The organism is Crenothrix polyspora (assembly GCF_900163755.1).
Lineage (GTDB): Bacteria > Pseudomonadota > Gammaproteobacteria > Methylococcales > Methylomonadaceae > Crenothrix > Crenothrix polyspora.
The window spans coordinates 41690-57403 of the sequence record NZ_FUKI01000057.1 but is presented as its reverse complement, the minus strand read 5'-3'; the positions used below and the strand labels follow the sequence as shown (position 1 = coordinate 57403).

Genomic DNA, 15714 nt, shown 5'->3' with positions numbered 1-15714 from the left:
ATTATGATTTATAAAGTTTTAGCAAGTATATTACTTTTATTGGTGATCATAGGTGGCTGGTCTTGGACAGAATACCAAAGCGCAAGAAACACACTGGCTGTTCCTGGTGAACAAGTATCCATTGATATTAAAAAAGGTGACTCATTTGACAACATCACTCATAAATTAATCGCCCAAAATGTCAATATCAAGCCATTTTGGTTTAAAGTAGTGGCAATGCAAGAGAAGGCGACAACAAAAATAAAAATTGGTGAGTACGTGCTTAAGGGTGGTATGACGGCACCTGAATTATTGGCGGTTTTGGTCAGTGGCAAACAAAAACAATATTCAATTACCTTTCCAGAAGGCTGGGCTTTTAAAGAAATTTTGCAAGAGATTGCTAAAAATTCTTATATTGAACACACATTAACCGATAGCACAATTGATTTCTCCGCCTTAATGGCGAAATTAAAGGTAGAAAAAAACCACCCGGAAGGTTTGTTTTTTCCTGACACTTACTTTTTTGAAAAAAATACCACCGATATTGCCATACTCAAACGCGCCTACGATAAAATGCAGGTGGTGTTAAATGAAGAATGGGGCAAAAAAGAAGCTAACTTACCGTTAAAATCACCTTATGAAGCGCTGATTTTGGCTTCTATTGTTGAAAAAGAAACCGGTGCTAAAGTTGAGCGCCCGCTGATTGCCGGCGTTTTTACCAGAAGACTGGAGATTGGTATGTTACTGCAAACTGACCCAACCGTTATTTACGGTATGGGCGATAATTACCAGGGTAATATTACGCTTAAAGATTTACGTACGCCGACTACATATAATACTTATACTATCAAAGGCTTGCCTCCTACACCGATTGCTTTGCCTGGCAGAGATGCCATTGTCGCAACCTTACACCCAGCCGCTGGTGACAGCCTGTATTTTGTTGCGCGCGGTGATGGCTCTGGCACACATGTGTTTTCAGCCTCACTTAAAGATCATAATGCAGCCGTAAATACTCATCAAAGGAAAGCAAATTAACTGTGCCAATAGGAAAATTTATCACCTTTGAAGGTGGCGAAGGTTTAGGTAAAACCACCAATATCTGTTTTGTGCGTGATTATTTACAGCAGCGCGGGTTTAAAGTTGTGAGTACCCGCGAGCCTGGAGGCACTGAGTTGGCTGAAAAAATACGCCAATTATTACTCAATCCTGACGCTGAGTCATTCTCGGATCATACGGAATTACTGTTGATGTTTGCCGGCAGAGCGCAACACATTAAGCATGTTATTCAGCCGGCTTTGGCACAAGGTTGCTGGGTATTATGTGATCGTTTTACCGATGCTACTTATGCTTATCAAGGTGGGGGGCGCGGTATTAGTTTGGACAATATCGCGTGGCTGGAAAATTTAGTTCAAGGCGCATTACGACCGGATGTAACGCTGCTATTTGATGCGCCTGTTGAAATTGGTATGGCGCGAGTTACACAAAGAGGGGCGGGGATTGATCGCTTTGAAGCGGAAAAAATGAGTTTTTTTGAACGGGTTCGCCACACCTATTTAACAAGAGCACGGCAAAATCCGCACAGGTTTAAAATTATCAATGCTCAGCAAACCCTGCCAGAGGTGCAGCAAACACTGGTAGCGTTACTGGATGCGCTGATAGCAGCATGAGCGCGTTAGCCGAAATATTGCCTTGGCAACACCAAGAATGGCAGTATTTGCAACGCTATATTGTGCAAAAGCGTACTCCGCAAGCGTTGCTGATTACCGGTACTAACGGTTTAGGCAAGCGTCAGTTGGCTGATCAGTTTGCCCGTGTTTTACTGTGTGGACAGTCTGATGCACACGGTATAGCCTGTGGACAGTGTCAAAGCTGCTTGTTATTTAATGCCAAAACCCACCCCGATCTCATCTATGTTGAACCGGAAGAAATTGGCAAAAAAATTACAATCGCTCAGATTCGCAGCTTAAACACAGCGCTCACGTTAAAGCCACAATTTGACAGTTACCGTGTGGTCATTGTTAATCCCGCTGAGCAGATGAATAACGCAGCAGCCAATGCGTTTCTCAAGTGTCTGGAAGAGCCGACAGAACGTACCAGTATTATTTTAATCACAGCAACCCCCAGTCGACTGCCTGCCACTATTAGAAGTCGCTGCCAAAAACTGAGTATCAGCACACCGGATACCGCAACTCTGCATGCGTGGTTAAAACATAATAATATTCACAATGATTTAGAAATACTGGGAAAATTGACTAGAAATGCACCTCTACTAGCTCTGCAAGTTGCCACTGAAAATCATATTGCTAGCCGACTGGCGTGTTTTGCTAGTTGGCTTGCGATTGCAAAACACCAAAATCATCCGGTAATTGTCGCCGAGCAATGGCTGGCTTTACCCGACACGGCCTTATTATTTTGGCTTACTAGCTGGGTAATGGATTTAATTAAATGTGTTCATCAAGTGCAAGCTGAGCATCTGTATAATGCAGACTTAACAAAACCCTTGCAAGAACTGGCAAGACAGCTAAAATTAACGGACTTGTACGCATTATATGATTTGCTGCTGACCAGCCACAAACAGCTGCATACGCAAATTAATAAACAGTTACTATTAGAAGAAATTTTAATTACTTGGTCTAACCTTAGCGCGACGCACTAAAATCATGGCAGAATCATCAACCAGGCAAAGTGGTATATTATCCTTGGCAATAAAAGACAAAAGCGCACTTTACGCCGCTTATATGCCTTTTGTTGTTCATGGTGGTTTATTTATTCCGACTAACCGAGACTATGACATGGGGCAAGAGGTATTCATGTTGCTCAATTTAATGGAAGAAACTGAGCGTTTACCGATTGCTGGCAAAATTATTTGGAAAACACCTGTTGGCTCAGGCAGCTATCGCGCATGTGGTGTGGGTGTGCAATTCAGCGATCAAGACGGTGGTCTTGCGCGTAATAAAATAGAAACTTATTTGGCAGGTGCATTGGCTGCTGATCGCTCTACACATACCATGTAACTAATTGAATTTATAATGTTAATAGACTCCCATTGCCATTTGGATCGTATTGATCTAACGCCTTACGATGGCGATTTTGCTCGCTTTATGGATGAGGCCACTCACAGTCAGATTGAATATTTACTGTGCATAGCGATTGATCTTGAAAATTATCCGGCGATGCTGACATTAATTGACGGATTTTCGCGCATATCGGCCACCGTTGGTGTACACCCTAATACGCAAGATTGTCACGATCCCAGTGTTGATGAGCTGGTTAGCTTAGGCCAAAATACCCGCGTGATTGGTATAGGTGAAACCGGACTGGATTATTTTCGCAGTGAGGGTGACTTAGAATGGCAACAGCAGCGCTTTAGAAACCATATTCGTGCGGCTAAAATTTTAAAAAAACCGTTGATTATCCATACGCGGCAAGCCAAAGAAGATACCTTGCGTATTCTTGCCGAAGAAAATGCCGGTGAAGTAGGCGGTATTATTCACTGTTTTAGCGAAGATTGGGCGTTTGCCAAAAAAGCGATGGATTTGAATTTTTATATTTCTTTTTCCGGCATTGTAACTTTTAACAGTGCCCAGGACATTAAAGAGGCTGCCAAAAAAATACCGGCAGATCGTTTTTTGATTGAAACGGATTCACCGTATCTAGCGCCGGTACCGTTTCGCGGTAGAACTAATTACCCTACTTATGTACGTTATGTGGCCGAGCATATTGCCGATTTGCGCGGCACAACCCTCAATAAAATTGCCGATTTATCGACTGAAAATTTTTATACGCTGTTTAATCTTTCCTCAAACTAAAGTCAGTGATAGTCATGTTAACGTATTGTTATATTTTCACAAAAATAATAATGATCAAGTAGATTGTGCTGCCTGCTGTTTGGTAACCCAACATGGTAAACGGGTTGGTTATGTTGGCTTGAGAAGCGCGCTCAAGTCAAGCTGCACTTTTTAGCTTAAGTTGCTAGCCGCCTTATACAAGGTATGGCAAGGCTTCAGTAAAGTATTCAAGTTGAACTAAACTTAGCCTACTTCAAGCTAAAAACTCATAACGGAGTGGCGTACAATGAGCAAAAAAATATCTTTACTAGCCGCATTTAAAATCACAGCTCTGATCAGTTTGATAATAGGCGTGCAAGCCAATGCGAGTGCTAACAATTTTTATGTGGCGACGCATGGTATTCAACAAGGCGTTACACTGCATACGTTTAAGTTACAAGCATTAACCTCATTTAGTACGCCATTTCCGGTTACTGCACTGGCGGTAGGATTAAATAATGATGTGTATTTGGTTTCTGGTAATCGTATCTATAATTACACGGCTGATGGCGTACTGATTAAAAGCCTAGAGTCTAAGTCTACGGTTAATTATACGGGTATTTCCGTTATGGGTGATCGCGTTTATGCGTCTTACTCAGGTTATAATCGTGGTGTTAACGTTCGTGATCTCGCTTTGAATTCGGTATCGAGCTTTAGCACAAGTTTTATAATTAATGCTATTGCGGCAGGCGCTAATAATGAGCTGTATTTGGCATCGGGTAACAGCTTATATCGCTATCAAAGTAACGGAACGTTATTGGCATCAATCACTTTTTCTGATAAAGGACTCTATTATAATCATGTGGCTATTATGTGCGGTAAACTATTGTCGTCATATTCTGGTTCACAACGCGGTGTTTCAATAAGGGATTTAACCACGCTGGCGCAATCGTCATCTTTTTCTACCGCCTTTGAAATAACGGGACTTATCAGTGGACAAAACAATGATGTTTACTTAAGTGCCAATAATTATTTGTTTAATTACACACTCACAGGAATTCAAAAACAAAATGCTACAGCGTCTCAACCAGCTCTTTTATATGGCGATTTAGCGCGATAGTAAGCGTGTTATTTTTAAGCTGTCAAGTGTCTGCGCTGTCTTGCTTTGCTGGTTATTTAGGTACGCACGCGCTTTAAGAAATTTTGCACTTTTCAGTGTGCCAAGCTTGGTTTTCTTTAAAATTGTAAGATTTATCGGCTAATCGTATTCAGTTTTCCTGTTACAATCAAGCGCAGCACTTAAAAGACTGTGTAAACTATCTCACCTTAACCTACCGCTAAATAATGACGATTCACCTGCCCATTGGTCCTGTAATGCTTGATGTTGCTGGCTTAACGCTAACGCAGCATGAGCGCACTGTTATTAATCACCCTAATACCGGCGCAGTTATCTTTTTTGCTAGAAATTACCAAAGTCCAGAACAAATTACCCATCTGATTAATGACATTCGCGCTGCACGGCAAGGTGATATTTTGATTGCTGTCGATCAGGAAGGTGGGTGTGTGCAGCGTTTTCGTGACGGCTTTACCCGTTTGCCGTCAGCCAGTTGCTATGCAGGTACAGCCAGTTTGGCAAAGGCCGCCGGTTGGTTAATGGCGGCAGAATTACGCGCCGTGGGAGTTGATTTTAGTTTTGCGCCAGTATTGGATGTGGATTGTGGTATCAGTCAAGTGATTGGTGACCGATCTTTTTCAAGCCAATGCACTGAGGCTGCAACGTTGGCCAGTGCCTTCAGGGCGGGTATGAACAGCGCGGGTATGGCGGCAACGGGTAAACATTTTCCAGGGCATGGCGCAGTGTCAGCAGACTCACACTTGGCATTGCCCATAGATGAACGAGACTTTGATAGCATTATGACTAAAGACGTGCTGCCCTTTAAGCAGTTGATTGCTGAAGGCTTGGAAGCCATTATGCCTGCCCATGTAGTGTATTCTAAAGTAGATGCCAATCCTGCGGGTTTTTCAGATTTTTGGATACAACAGGTGTTACGTAAACAGCTTAATTTTAACGGTACTGTGTTCAGTGATGATTTGAGTATGGAAGGTGCGGCCTTTGCAGGTGATTTTCCCGCGCGTGCTCGTATGGCTCAGCAAGCGGGTTGCGATATGCTACTGGTCTGTAATAATCCTAAGGCAGCCGAACAGGTGTTGGAGTCATTACCTATAACGCAAAACTCAATGCGAGAGCAGCGCTTAACCGCCATGCAGGGCAGGGCAGGGGCGCTGGGTCTTGCACAATTACAGCAGACCGATAAATGGCAACACAGTGTTGCGCTGATCAATCAACTCATGGCTAAACATGCTTAACGAAATCCAACACATTCAAGAGACGGCGCAGTTACTGCACACCGAGCGACAAGTTGAAGCCGCATTAGATACCATGGCACGGCAAATTAATATCGCATTGGCTGATAAAAATCCGTTAGTGTTATGCGTGATGAATGGCGGGATTGTTGTCGCTGGCAAGTTGCTGCCCCGATTGACCATGTCGCTCACGCTCGATGCCATTAATGCCAGTCGTTACCAAAATAAAACGGTTGGTCAAACAATTGCGTGGGTGGTCAAGCCATCGACGACACTTAAAGACAGAACAGTGCTGATTGTGGATGATATTCTCGACGCTGGCATTACCTTAAAAGCCATTTATGATTATTGCTTTGAGCAAGGCGCTACAGCGGTGTACAGCGCTGTTTTAGTTAATAAGTTACTCGATCATGAAAAACCTATTACAGCAGATTTTATTGGCCTAGATGTAGAAAATCATTATGTATTTGGTTATGGTATGGATTATAAAGGCTATTTACGTAATGCCGCTGGTATTTATGCTGCACAACAGGCACAATCATTATGAAAAAAATAGCAATCATTGGCGGTACAGGGTTAACGCAGCTCAACGGCTTACAGCTCATCAGTAGTGAGAAAATCGATACGCCTTATGGATTGCCTTCTGCCGAGCTTATTACCGGTAAGCTGCATAACAAGCACATTGTATTTTTAGCCAGGCACGGTAATCCGCACGCTATACCGCCACACAGTATCAATTACCGCGCCAATCTGTGGGCGTTAAAGCATCTGGGCGTACAAAGTATTATTGCGGTGGCAGCAGTGGGCGGTATTACTGCGGCGATGGCACCTGCGTGCTTGGCTTTGCCTGATCAAATAATTGATTACACTTATGGTCGTAAACACACGTTTTTTGATGATGACACCACCCCTGTAACCCATATCGATTTTACCGCGCCGTACAGCTCAGCATTACGAGCACAGTTGATTGTGGCGGCAGCGCATGCCAACATTCAACTGGTAAATACTGGAACTTACGGTTGTACACAAGGCCCGCGCCTGGAAACCTCGGCAGAAATTAAACGCATGGAGCGCGATGGTTGTGATTTGGTTGGTATGACAGGTATGCCAGAAGCGGTGCTAGCGCGTGAGCTCCAGCTTGAATATGCGGCACTTGCGGTCGTTGCCAATTGGGGGGCGGGTAAAACCGAAGGCGAAATCACCATGACGGAAATTGAACACAACTTGCACGCAGGTATGGCGAATGCACTTGGCGTATTAGAGGCGTTTATCAGTAGCACAGAATAGGGTCATCACTAATTTGGATTCATTCGTCAGAATTTCACAATTACCAACTAAATTCATCTACACTACCTCGTTCAATGATTAAGTTTTTAATTCTTGATTTTAAAGTGACTTACTAAATTAAGTCTTACCACTTAAATGCTATCATGAAGCATCTGGGGGATTGATGAAAACACCTTGATCTGTTAATTTTTCTTAGCGTGTCAAAAAATCTTGAGTATTGGGTGCTCAGTAATTTTTTGACAATGTTTCGTTCTACATCAGTTTCTGGGTAAGCGTTTTTGAGCAACACCATCGATTTAAAGCCTTAACTACGGGCTTTTCAAAATCACCAAACAGTCTGTATTTTAAAGATTTTAGTCAAGCTGTTTTGACCACCATCAAGTTTATCGGGCATTAAAGTAGATCGTATGTCTGGTTTTGTGGTTTTTCCAGTAAAAAATTTTACAGTGGCGACACCGTATTGAACTGACGCAAATTTTTAATATTTGTGTTGTGATTTTTGAAGTATTATTATGTCGGTCAGGCGAAGGTATTTATAAGGTTGATAGTTGGTGTTCAGTATTGGGCATTGACATCTGTCCCCTTTCTACTTTACAGTTACTGCCGCATAAAGAATATGTAATTTACTATAACTATTTTAATCATTTTGGAGTGTATATCATGGCAAGACCTTTAATTCAAATGGCTTTAGACTCTTTGGATTTTGACGCAACCGTTGCGCTTGCAGAGCAAGTTGCGCCACACGTTGATATTTTTGAAATCGGCACACCTTGCATTAAACACAACGGTGTTAATCTGGTTAAAGCATTAAGAGCTAAATTCCCAGACAAATTATTGTTGGTTGACTTAAAAACGATGGACGCTGGCGAATACGAAGCCACACCATTTTACGCTGCTGGCGCGGACATTTGCACCGTTTTAGGTGTATCTGGTCTTGCAACTTGCAAAGGTGTTATTAAAGCGGCCAATGCACACGGTGCTGAAGCGCAAATCGACTTGATCAACGTGTCTGACAAAGTAGCTTGCGCACGCGCAACAGCAGAAGCTGGCGCTCAAATTGTCGGTATTCACACAGGTCTTGACGCTCAAGCGGCTGGTGACACGCCATTTGGTGATTTGAATGACATCGCTAGATTAGGTTTGCCCGTTAGAATTTCAGTGGCGGGTGGTATTAAACAATCTACCGTACAAGACGTAGTTAGAGCAGGCGCGAACATTATCGTTGTCGGTGCAGCTATCTACGGTGCGCCATCACCTGCTGAATCAGCGCGTGAAATTCGTGAATTGGTTGACGCTGTATAATTACAGAGAGTCAAGCACATGCATCAGAAGCTTATCATAGACAAAATTTCAAGTATTCTTGAGGCAACCGATAGTTCGTATGATGGAAAGCTGACGCAGCTTCTTGATGCTGCTAAGCGTATTTATATTGCCGGTGCAGGTCGTTCTAAGCTGGTGGGTAACTTTTTTGCAATGAGACTGGTACACAGCGGTTACGATGTCAGTGTTGTTGGTGAAGTGGTTACACCCAGCATTAAGAGCGGCGACTTACTGATAATTATCTCTGGCTCTGGTGAAACAGAGCAATTGATTGCATTCACCAAGAGTGCTAAAAAAGTAGGTGCCAGCATTATTTTGATCTCTGCGAAAAGCAGTTCTACTATTGGTGATATGGCCGAGGCTGTATTTACTATTGGTAGTGCCGATCAATACGGCAAACTTTTGGGTATGCCAATGGGTACAGTGTTTGAGCTGTCCACCTTGGTATTCCTGGAAGCAACGGTGTCTCACATCATTCACGACAAGGGAATTACCGAAGAGTTAATGAGAGAGCGTCACGCTAACTTGGAGTAATACATCAGTAGAGCGAATAGCCGTTACGGTTATTCGCTCCGCGTGTCTGTCATGCTGAATGATGACCGCCATCAAAGAATTTCGCGATACATAATAATAACTTAAGTATTGCAGTGTTTAATCATTTATTGAAAATTTAAGGGGAATAATATGACTTCGCGTCGAGAATTAGCGAACGCCATACGCGCTTTGAGCATGGATGCCGTACAAAAGGCAAACTCTGGACATCCGGGCGCCCCGATGGGGATGGCGGACATTGCTGAAGTATTATGGAATGACTTCATGAGTCATAATCCGACCAACCCAAGCTGGTCAAACCGTGACCGTTTTGTGCTGTCAAATGGTCATGGATCCATGTTGATCTATTCGCTGTTGCACTTGGCGGGTTATGATTTGTCCATTGATGACTTGAAGCAATTTCGTCAGTTGCATTCCAGAACAGCGGGTCACCCTGAATACGGTTATGCGCCTGGCGTAGAAACCACTACTGGCCCATTAGGCCAGGGTATCACCAACGCGGTCGGCATGGCTATTGCTGAAAAAGCCTTGGCTGCACAGTTTAATAGAGACGGCCACGACATCGTCAACCATAAAACCTATGCGTTTTTAGGTGATGGTTGTTTGATGGAAGGTATCTCGCATGAAGCCTGTTCATTGGCGGGCACGCTCGGTTTAGGCAACTTGATTGCGTTCTGGGATGACAACGGTATTTCTATTGACGGTCACGTTGATGGCTGGTTTACCGACAATACCCCGATGCGTTTTGAGTCTTACGGTTGGCATGTGATTGCTGACGTTGACGGCCATAATCCAGAAGCCATTGCCGATGCCATCAAAGCGGCTCACGCGGTGACTGATAAACCGAGCATGATTTGCTGTAAAACTATTATCGGTTTTGGTTCACCTAATAAAGCCGGTAGCCATGCCTGTCACGGTGCGGCATTAGGCCAGCCAGAGGTTGATCTGACTAAAGAAGCGTTAGGCTGGAAATACGGTGCGTTTGAGGTGCCTGCTGAAGTGTATGCGGGTTGGGATGGTAAAGCCAAAGGCGCTGCTGCTGAACAAGCGTGGGATACAAAATTTGCCGCCTATCAAGCGGCGCACCCAGAACTAGCCAGTGAATTTACTCGCCGTATGGCAGGTGATTTACCTGCTACGTGGGCGGCTGATGCAGAAGCATTTGTAACAGCGGTCAATGCAGAAGCTAAAACCACCGCAACACGGTTGTCTTCTTTGGCGGCTATCCAAGGTTTTGCCGATTTATTGCCAGAAATTTTTGGTGGTTCTGCGGATTTGGGTTGTTCCAATATGACCGAATGGAAAGGTTATAAACCCATGCGTGCTAACAAGCCTGACGCTAACTACATCAATTACGGTGTACGTGAGTTTGGTATGTCAGCCATCATGAACGGTTTGGCATTGCACGGCGGCGTTATCCCGTTTGGCGCAACCTTCCTGATGTTCTCGGAATATGCGCGTAACGCTTTGCGTATGGCTTCATTAATGAAGATACGTTCTATTTTCGTGTATACCCATGACTCTATCGGCCTTGGCGAAGACGGTCCGACTCATCAACCGGTTGAGCAAACAGCAACCTTGCGATTGATTCCAGGTATTCAAGTGTGGCGTCCGTGTGATGCGGTGGAAACCACTATTTCTTGGAAGGCTGCAATTGAACGTCAAAATGGCCCGTCTATTTTGGTATTCTCACGTCAAAACTTACCGCACATGCCACGCACGCCAGCACAAATTGCGGCGATTTCACGCGGTGCTTATGTGTTGGTTGATACCGATGGCCAACCTGATGCAATTATTATTGCCACCGGTTCTGAAGTTGAATTGGCTGTGAAAGCAGCTGAACAATTGAAAGCTGCGGGTAAAAAGATTCGTGTGGTTTCCATGCCATCTACCAATATTTTCGATGCACAAGACGCGGCTTACCGTGAGTCTGTTTTACCTGCGTGTGTTACTCAACGCGTTGCGGTTGAAGCGGGTGTCACCGATGGTTGGTGGAAATATGTTGGCACGAATGGCAAGATTGTCGGTTTGGATCGTTTTGGTGAATCTGCACCTGCGGGTGATTTGTTCAAAGAATTCGGTTTTACCGTTGACAACGTGGTAAAACACGTTGAAATGGTGCTTTAATTCTAAGGCCATACGAGAATAACTTACGACATACCATTAGGTGAGTGTTGTTGAAGCGCCGCTTTAACAACACTCACCACTTCTTTTGACTCATAGGTGAACAACGTGAAAAAGAATAATTTTAAAAATGGTCTATTAGCCGTGTTAGTGTTGAGTAGCGGCATTGTTTGTGCTGATGATCAATATCCGGCTGCAGATTTCCAACCGTCCGTGGTGTATTCGGATGATGCCTACATCGCCAAAGACAGCAAATCTGCAACCAGCAGCCAAACTGCACCAGCAGCGGCTAAAGCAGAAAGCTCTGCTTCAGATGATAAATATCCTGCGGCTACCCATAAATCAGAAGTTATTTATTATGATGCTGACTATAAACCCAGCAAAATGCCAGCGAGCGCTTCAGTAGATTCAACTGTTAGTTCCGCAGCAGCAAGTGCCGCACCTGATGCCGCAGCCGCGCCAGCTGATACGTTAACCAGTTATTTGATTGGTTTGGTGGTAATGGCTTTAGGTGGTGTTGCCTTTTTTAGAAGTCGCAACTGTGGTAAATGTACAAAATCTGCCAACTCTGCTGCCGCGCCTTCTAGCGCAGCTAAGTCGAACGGCGGCGGTGGATTGACTGGTGTTGCTAAATATTTGAGTAAAGCCTCTGGTACCGGTGTGAGCCGTTATTTGGACAAACACGTACAATCGGTAAAAGCTAGCGCGGCTACCGGCGTTGAAAAATACCTACGTAATCGGAGATAATAGATGGCACGCAGTCGCGCAATCGATTTAATCGATAAATCGTTATCTCGTCGTAAACCGATTGAAAGCCAGGAGAATTTTTTGGTTGCTGTTAATCCTAGCAATAAAGTGACCGGTGTGGCGAGATATTTGGCGACTCGGCCATCTGTTACTGGAGTTTCCAAGTACATGGAGACTATGCAAACCGTGTCATCGGTGGGTAAGTATTTACGGAAAAAAGACCTGTCATCACCTATAACCAGTGTTGCTAAGTATTTGCTTAAACAAGCGGTTATTGACAGGGCAAGCCCTGCTATGACCGGTGTTGCAAAATATACTGTCAAACTGAAAACTGAAGTTCCGGTTACGGCGGTTAAGCTAAGCAGTGTGGCAAACTATCTTGCTAAGCAAGATGTTGAAGCTCAGCCTATTACGCGTTTAACAGGCGTGGCTAAATATCAGGCGGAGAAGGACTGCGCTGCTCGTAAAACTGCGGCCGCTGCGATTATTGCCCGTTTTGTTGTGCAAGAAGCCAAACTTGCCCAAGACAAAGCAGAAGCGGCCTTAGTTGCTGCATCTGTTGTCACAGAGCCGTTAGTTACGCAAGATGACTCAGTATTAACTAGCGTTGAAAAATATAGCCAACAACAAGCAAAGCGTGCGGCGGGGAAACCAGGTGCCAGCGGTGTTGCCAAGTATTTAGCTAAGCTGCTGATTGCAGAAAAAAAACGGCCACCGCAAAGCGGCGTTGACAAATATGTTGCTTTGCAGCAGCGTAGTATCATACCCAGGCCAGTTGTCAGTGGTGTCAGTAAATACCTGAAATCGCAAGCCAGTTTGCCTGCGCGGGTGTATCCTGTGGTCAGCGGTGTTGAGAAATACCTTATTAAAGAAGCTGGCAATGTTAAAGCCAAACCATTAGAAAGCAAAGTTGCTAAATATTTGGCTGTGCAAGCGACAGCGCTTGCTGACATCAAACAAAGCAACATCATTGTTGTCAATTTTGAACCAGGCACAACAGGGCTGTCTCGTTATTTAGAAAAACACAGTCGAACTAAACTGCTAGAAGGTGAATTTATACCAGCAGGTCAAGAGGCTGTGACAGGTGTGGCTAAGTATCTTCGTAATAGTACAGCGGCATCTTAGGCTTGCGTATAAATAAACCGTTTTCTATCGGTATTTTTAGCTTCGGGGTAGCTGCCATACGTGGTAATACCCCGAAGTCAGTTATACAGTGGGGTGTCGAGGTTTTATCCCATGCCCGTCACTATAGCCGAGTAAGTGTTAACTTCGGTATTGCCACTGAATGAATTTTCCATTGCCATAAATGTCCAACCGCTTCTGATGCAAGACTTTATGGCTTGGGGTTGTCGATTTTTTTAACTTGAAAGTAGGTACTGCGTATGGCAAAGAATTTGTTGGAACAACTCAGAGAAGTGACTGTAGTCGTGTCTGATACCGGCGATATTGAGGCGATTGAAAAATTTAAGCCACAAGATGCGACCACTAACCCGTCATTAATTACCGCTGCGGCACAAATGCCGCAATACCAAGGTATTGTAGACGATACTTTAAAAGCGGCACGCGCAAGTTTAGGTGCAGACGCATCTGCTGCTGAAGTGGCTAACTTGGCGTTTGACCGTTTGGCGGTGTCTTTTGGCCTTAAAATACTGGAAATTATTCCAGGTCGCGTTTCCACTGAAGTAGATGCGCGTTTATCTTACGATACGGAAGCGACGATTGCTAAAGGCCGTGAAATTATTGCCCAATATGTGGCAAATGGCGTTGATTCTGATCGTATTTTAATAAAAATCGCTTCTACTTGGGAAGGTATTCAAGCAGCTGCCGTGTTGGAAAAAGAAGGCATACACTGCAACTTGACCTTGTTGTTTGGTTTGCATCAGGCGATTGCCTGCGCTGAAAACGGCATCACGCTGATTTCGCCTTTCGTGGGTCGTATTTTGGATTGGTATAAAAAAGATACTGGCCGTGATTCTTATCCTGCCAATGAAGATCCAGGCGTAGTGTCAGTCACTGACGTTTACAATTATTACAAGAAATTTGGTTACAAAACCGAAGTAATGGGCGCAAGCTTCCGTAACATTGGCGAAATTACCGAATTGGCTGGCAGTGATTTATTGACGATTGCACCGTCTTTATTGGCTGAATTGCAAGCCACCGAAGCGGATTTGCCACGCAAGCTTGACCCAGCAAAAGCGGCGGCTATGCCTATCGAAAAAATCGCTATGGATAAAGCTACCTTTGACAGTATGCATGCGGAAAATCGCATGGCAACTGATAAATTGGCTGAAGGTATCGTAGGCTTTGAAAAAGCCCTGGAAGCTTTGGAAGAATTGTTATCCGCTCGTTTGGCCAGTTTGGAAGGTTAAATCCTGTATTTCAGTCGAGGATTAATCCTCGACTGAAATCTTGCAAACCAACGCCTGAAAATTTTATTTCGGTCGTGTGTTACTGCACGGCTTAAACTCCTGTTTTTATAAAAATTAAATATGTCACAGAAAATTTTAGATGTAGTGAAGCCCGGCGTTGTCACCGGTGAAGATGTGCAAAAAATATTTGCCATTTGCAAAGCAAACAAAATGGCATTACCGGCGGTTAACGTGATCAGCACCGGCTCAATCAATGCGGTTTTAGAAGCCGCTGCCAAGGTTAAGTCGGCAGTTATCATTCAATTTTCGCATGGCGGCGCACAGTATGTTGCCGGTAAAGGCCTTAAAGCAGAAGGCCAGCAAGCAGCTATTTTGGGCGCTATTTCTGGCGCACAACATGTACACGCTATGGCAGAAGCTTACGGCGTACCGGTTATTTTGCATACCGACCATGCCGCTAAAAAATTATTGCCTTGGATAGACGGGCTGTTAGATGCCGGTGAAAAACACTTTGCTGCAACCGGCAAACCGTTGTTCAGTTCACACATGCTTGATCTTTCTGAAGAAAGCCTGAAAGAAAATATTGAAATTTGTGGCGAATACCTAAAACGCATGTCTAAAATGGACATGACGTTGGAAATTGAATTAGGTGTCACCGGTGGCGAAGAAGATGGCGTAGACAACAGTGGTTTAGACCATTCTTTGTTGTATACACAACCTGAAGATGTTGCGTATGCCTATGAAGAACTCAGTAAAATCAGCCCACGTTTTACCATTGCAGCGTCTTTCGGTAACGTGCATGGCGTGTATAAGCCAGGCAATGTTAAACTGACACCGACTATCTTGGCCAATTCACAAGCGTATGTGTCTGAAAAATACGGCGTGCCTACCAATACCCTGAATTTTGTTTTCCACGGTGGTTCTGGCTCTTCTGAACAAGAAATCAGCGAATCGATCAGCTACGGCGTTATCAAAATGAACATTGATACCGACACCCAATGGGCAGCTTGGGACGGTATTAGACAGTTCTACATAAAGAATGAAGGCTATCTGCAAGGCCAGATCGGCAACCCAGATGGCGATGACAAACCGAACAAAAAATACTATGACCCGCGTGTATGGCAACGTGCTAGTGAAGTCAGCATTGTGACCCGTTTGGAACAGGCGTTTTCAGATTTAAACGCGGTTGATTCTTTGTAAGATAC

16 protein-coding genes are annotated in these 15714 nt (G+C 44.2%); all 16 read left to right on the top strand.

Features of this window, described 5'->3' with window-relative positions; genetic code table 11:
• The first annotated feature begins 3 nt into the window (after positions 1-3).
• Positions 4-1014, top strand: a complete 1011-nt coding sequence (gene mltG / locus CRENPOLYSF2_RS03710; protein ID WP_087142612.1) for an endolytic transglycosylase MltG — start codon at positions 4-6, stop codon at positions 1012-1014.
• 2 nt (positions 1015-1016) lie between these two features.
• Positions 1017-1646, top strand: a complete 630-nt coding sequence (gene tmk, locus CRENPOLYSF2_RS03705) for a dTMP kinase (protein ID WP_087142611.1) — start codon at positions 1017-1019, stop codon at positions 1644-1646.
• Positions 1643-2635, top strand: a complete 993-nt coding sequence (locus CRENPOLYSF2_RS03700; protein ID WP_087142610.1) for a DNA polymerase III subunit delta' — start codon at positions 1643-1645, stop codon at positions 2633-2635. Before tmk ends, CRENPOLYSF2_RS03700 begins: the two co-directional genes overlap by 4 nt.
• 4 nt (positions 2636-2639) lie before the next feature.
• Entirely contained in the window at positions 2640-2993 is a 354-nt protein-coding gene (locus CRENPOLYSF2_RS03695) for a PilZ domain-containing protein (RefSeq protein ID WP_087142609.1), read from the top strand.
• A 15-nt stretch (positions 2994-3008) separates the two neighbouring features.
• Positions 3009-3788 (top strand): TatD family hydrolase, encoded by a 780-nt coding sequence (locus tag CRENPOLYSF2_RS03690; RefSeq protein ID WP_087142608.1) that lies wholly within the window; start codon positions 3009-3011, stop codon positions 3786-3788.
• A gap of 265 nt (positions 3789-4053) precedes the next feature.
• Positions 4054-4866: an NHL repeat-containing protein gene (locus CRENPOLYSF2_RS03685; RefSeq protein ID WP_087142607.1), complete on the top strand. Its 813-nt coding sequence runs from the start codon at positions 4054-4056 to the stop codon at positions 4864-4866.
• A 224-nt stretch (positions 4867-5090) separates the two neighbouring features.
• Positions 5091-6113: a beta-N-acetylhexosaminidase gene (nagZ, locus tag CRENPOLYSF2_RS03680; RefSeq protein ID WP_176371016.1), complete on the top strand. Its 1023-nt coding sequence runs from the start codon at positions 5091-5093 to the stop codon at positions 6111-6113.
• Positions 6106-6657 carry a hypoxanthine-guanine phosphoribosyltransferase gene (locus CRENPOLYSF2_RS03675; protein WP_087142606.1) on the top strand — a complete coding sequence of 184 codons (552 nt, stop codon included), beginning with the start codon at positions 6106-6108 and terminating at the stop codon, positions 6655-6657. The genes nagZ and CRENPOLYSF2_RS03675 overlap by 8 nt, the downstream gene beginning before the upstream one ends.
• The gene (locus tag CRENPOLYSF2_RS03670) at positions 6654-7397 is read left to right on the top strand and encodes an S-methyl-5'-thioinosine phosphorylase (protein WP_087142605.1); all 744 of its coding nucleotides are present in this window, start codon (positions 6654-6656) and stop codon (positions 7395-7397) included. Before CRENPOLYSF2_RS03675 ends, CRENPOLYSF2_RS03670 begins: the two co-directional genes overlap by 4 nt.
• A 660-nt stretch (positions 7398-8057) precedes the next feature.
• Positions 8058-8699: a 3-hexulose-6-phosphate synthase gene (hxlA, locus tag CRENPOLYSF2_RS19130; protein ID WP_245807884.1), complete on the top strand. Its 642-nt coding sequence runs from the start codon at positions 8058-8060 to the stop codon at positions 8697-8699.
• A gap of 18 nt (positions 8700-8717) precedes the next feature.
• Positions 8718-9251, top strand: a complete 534-nt coding sequence (hxlB, locus tag CRENPOLYSF2_RS19125) for a 6-phospho-3-hexuloisomerase (protein ID WP_245807883.1) — start codon at positions 8718-8720, stop codon at positions 9249-9251.
• A 150-nt stretch (positions 9252-9401) separates the two neighbouring features.
• A complete protein-coding gene (gene tkt, locus CRENPOLYSF2_RS03660) occupies positions 9402-11396 on the top strand; it encodes a transketolase (RefSeq protein WP_087142604.1) in 1995 nt (664 codons plus the stop codon).
• A 105-nt stretch (positions 11397-11501) separates the two neighbouring features.
• Positions 11502-12140: a hypothetical protein gene (locus CRENPOLYSF2_RS03655; RefSeq protein WP_087142603.1), complete on the top strand. Its 639-nt coding sequence runs from the start codon at positions 11502-11504 to the stop codon at positions 12138-12140.
• A gap of 3 nt (positions 12141-12143) precedes the next feature.
• Positions 12144-13265: a hypothetical protein gene (locus tag CRENPOLYSF2_RS03650; protein WP_087142602.1), complete on the top strand. Its 1122-nt coding sequence runs from the start codon at positions 12144-12146 to the stop codon at positions 13263-13265.
• A 257-nt stretch (positions 13266-13522) separates the two neighbouring features.
• The gene (locus tag CRENPOLYSF2_RS03645; protein WP_087142601.1) at positions 13523-14509 is read left to right on the top strand and encodes a transaldolase; all 987 of its coding nucleotides are present in this window, start codon (positions 13523-13525) and stop codon (positions 14507-14509) included.
• A 120-nt stretch (positions 14510-14629) separates the two neighbouring features.
• Positions 14630-15709, top strand: a complete 1080-nt coding sequence (gene fbaA, locus CRENPOLYSF2_RS03640) for a class II fructose-bisphosphate aldolase (RefSeq protein WP_087142600.1) — start codon at positions 14630-14632, stop codon at positions 15707-15709.
• Positions 15710-15714: the final 5 nt, after the last annotated feature.

Coding starts and splice junctions, on each gene's coding strand:
- CRENPOLYSF2_RS03645 (WP_087142601.1), top strand. CDS start 13,523: ATGGCAAAGAATTTGTTGGAACAACTCAGAGAAGTGACTGTAGTCGTG.
- CRENPOLYSF2_RS03650 (WP_087142602.1), top strand. CDS start 12,144: ATGGCACGCAGTCGCGCAATCGATTTAATCGATAAATCGTTATCTCGT.
- hxlA (WP_245807884.1), top strand. CDS start 8,058: ATGGCAAGACCTTTAATTCAAATGGCTTTAGACTCTTTGGATTTTGAC.
- tkt (WP_087142604.1), top strand. CDS start 9,402: ATGACTTCGCGTCGAGAATTAGCGAACGCCATACGCGCTTTGAGCATG.
- fbaA (WP_087142600.1), top strand. CDS start 14,630: ATGTCACAGAAAATTTTAGATGTAGTGAAGCCCGGCGTTGTCACCGGT.
- CRENPOLYSF2_RS03670 (WP_087142605.1), top strand. CDS start 6,654: ATGAAAAAAATAGCAATCATTGGCGGTACAGGGTTAACGCAGCTCAAC.
- hxlB (WP_245807883.1), top strand. CDS start 8,718: ATGCATCAGAAGCTTATCATAGACAAAATTTCAAGTATTCTTGAGGCA.
- CRENPOLYSF2_RS03685 (WP_087142607.1), top strand. CDS start 4,054: ATGAGCAAAAAAATATCTTTACTAGCCGCATTTAAAATCACAGCTCTG.
- mltG (WP_087142612.1), top strand. CDS start 4: ATGATTTATAAAGTTTTAGCAAGTATATTACTTTTATTGGTGATCATA.
- CRENPOLYSF2_RS03675 (WP_087142606.1), top strand. CDS start 6,106: ATGCTTAACGAAATCCAACACATTCAAGAGACGGCGCAGTTACTGCAC.
- CRENPOLYSF2_RS03690 (WP_087142608.1), top strand. CDS start 3,009: ATGTTAATAGACTCCCATTGCCATTTGGATCGTATTGATCTAACGCCT.
- CRENPOLYSF2_RS03695 (WP_087142609.1), top strand. CDS start 2,640: ATGGCAGAATCATCAACCAGGCAAAGTGGTATATTATCCTTGGCAATA.
- CRENPOLYSF2_RS03700 (WP_087142610.1), top strand. CDS start 1,643: ATGAGCGCGTTAGCCGAAATATTGCCTTGGCAACACCAAGAATGGCAG.
- nagZ (WP_176371016.1), top strand. CDS start 5,091: ATGACGATTCACCTGCCCATTGGTCCTGTAATGCTTGATGTTGCTGGC.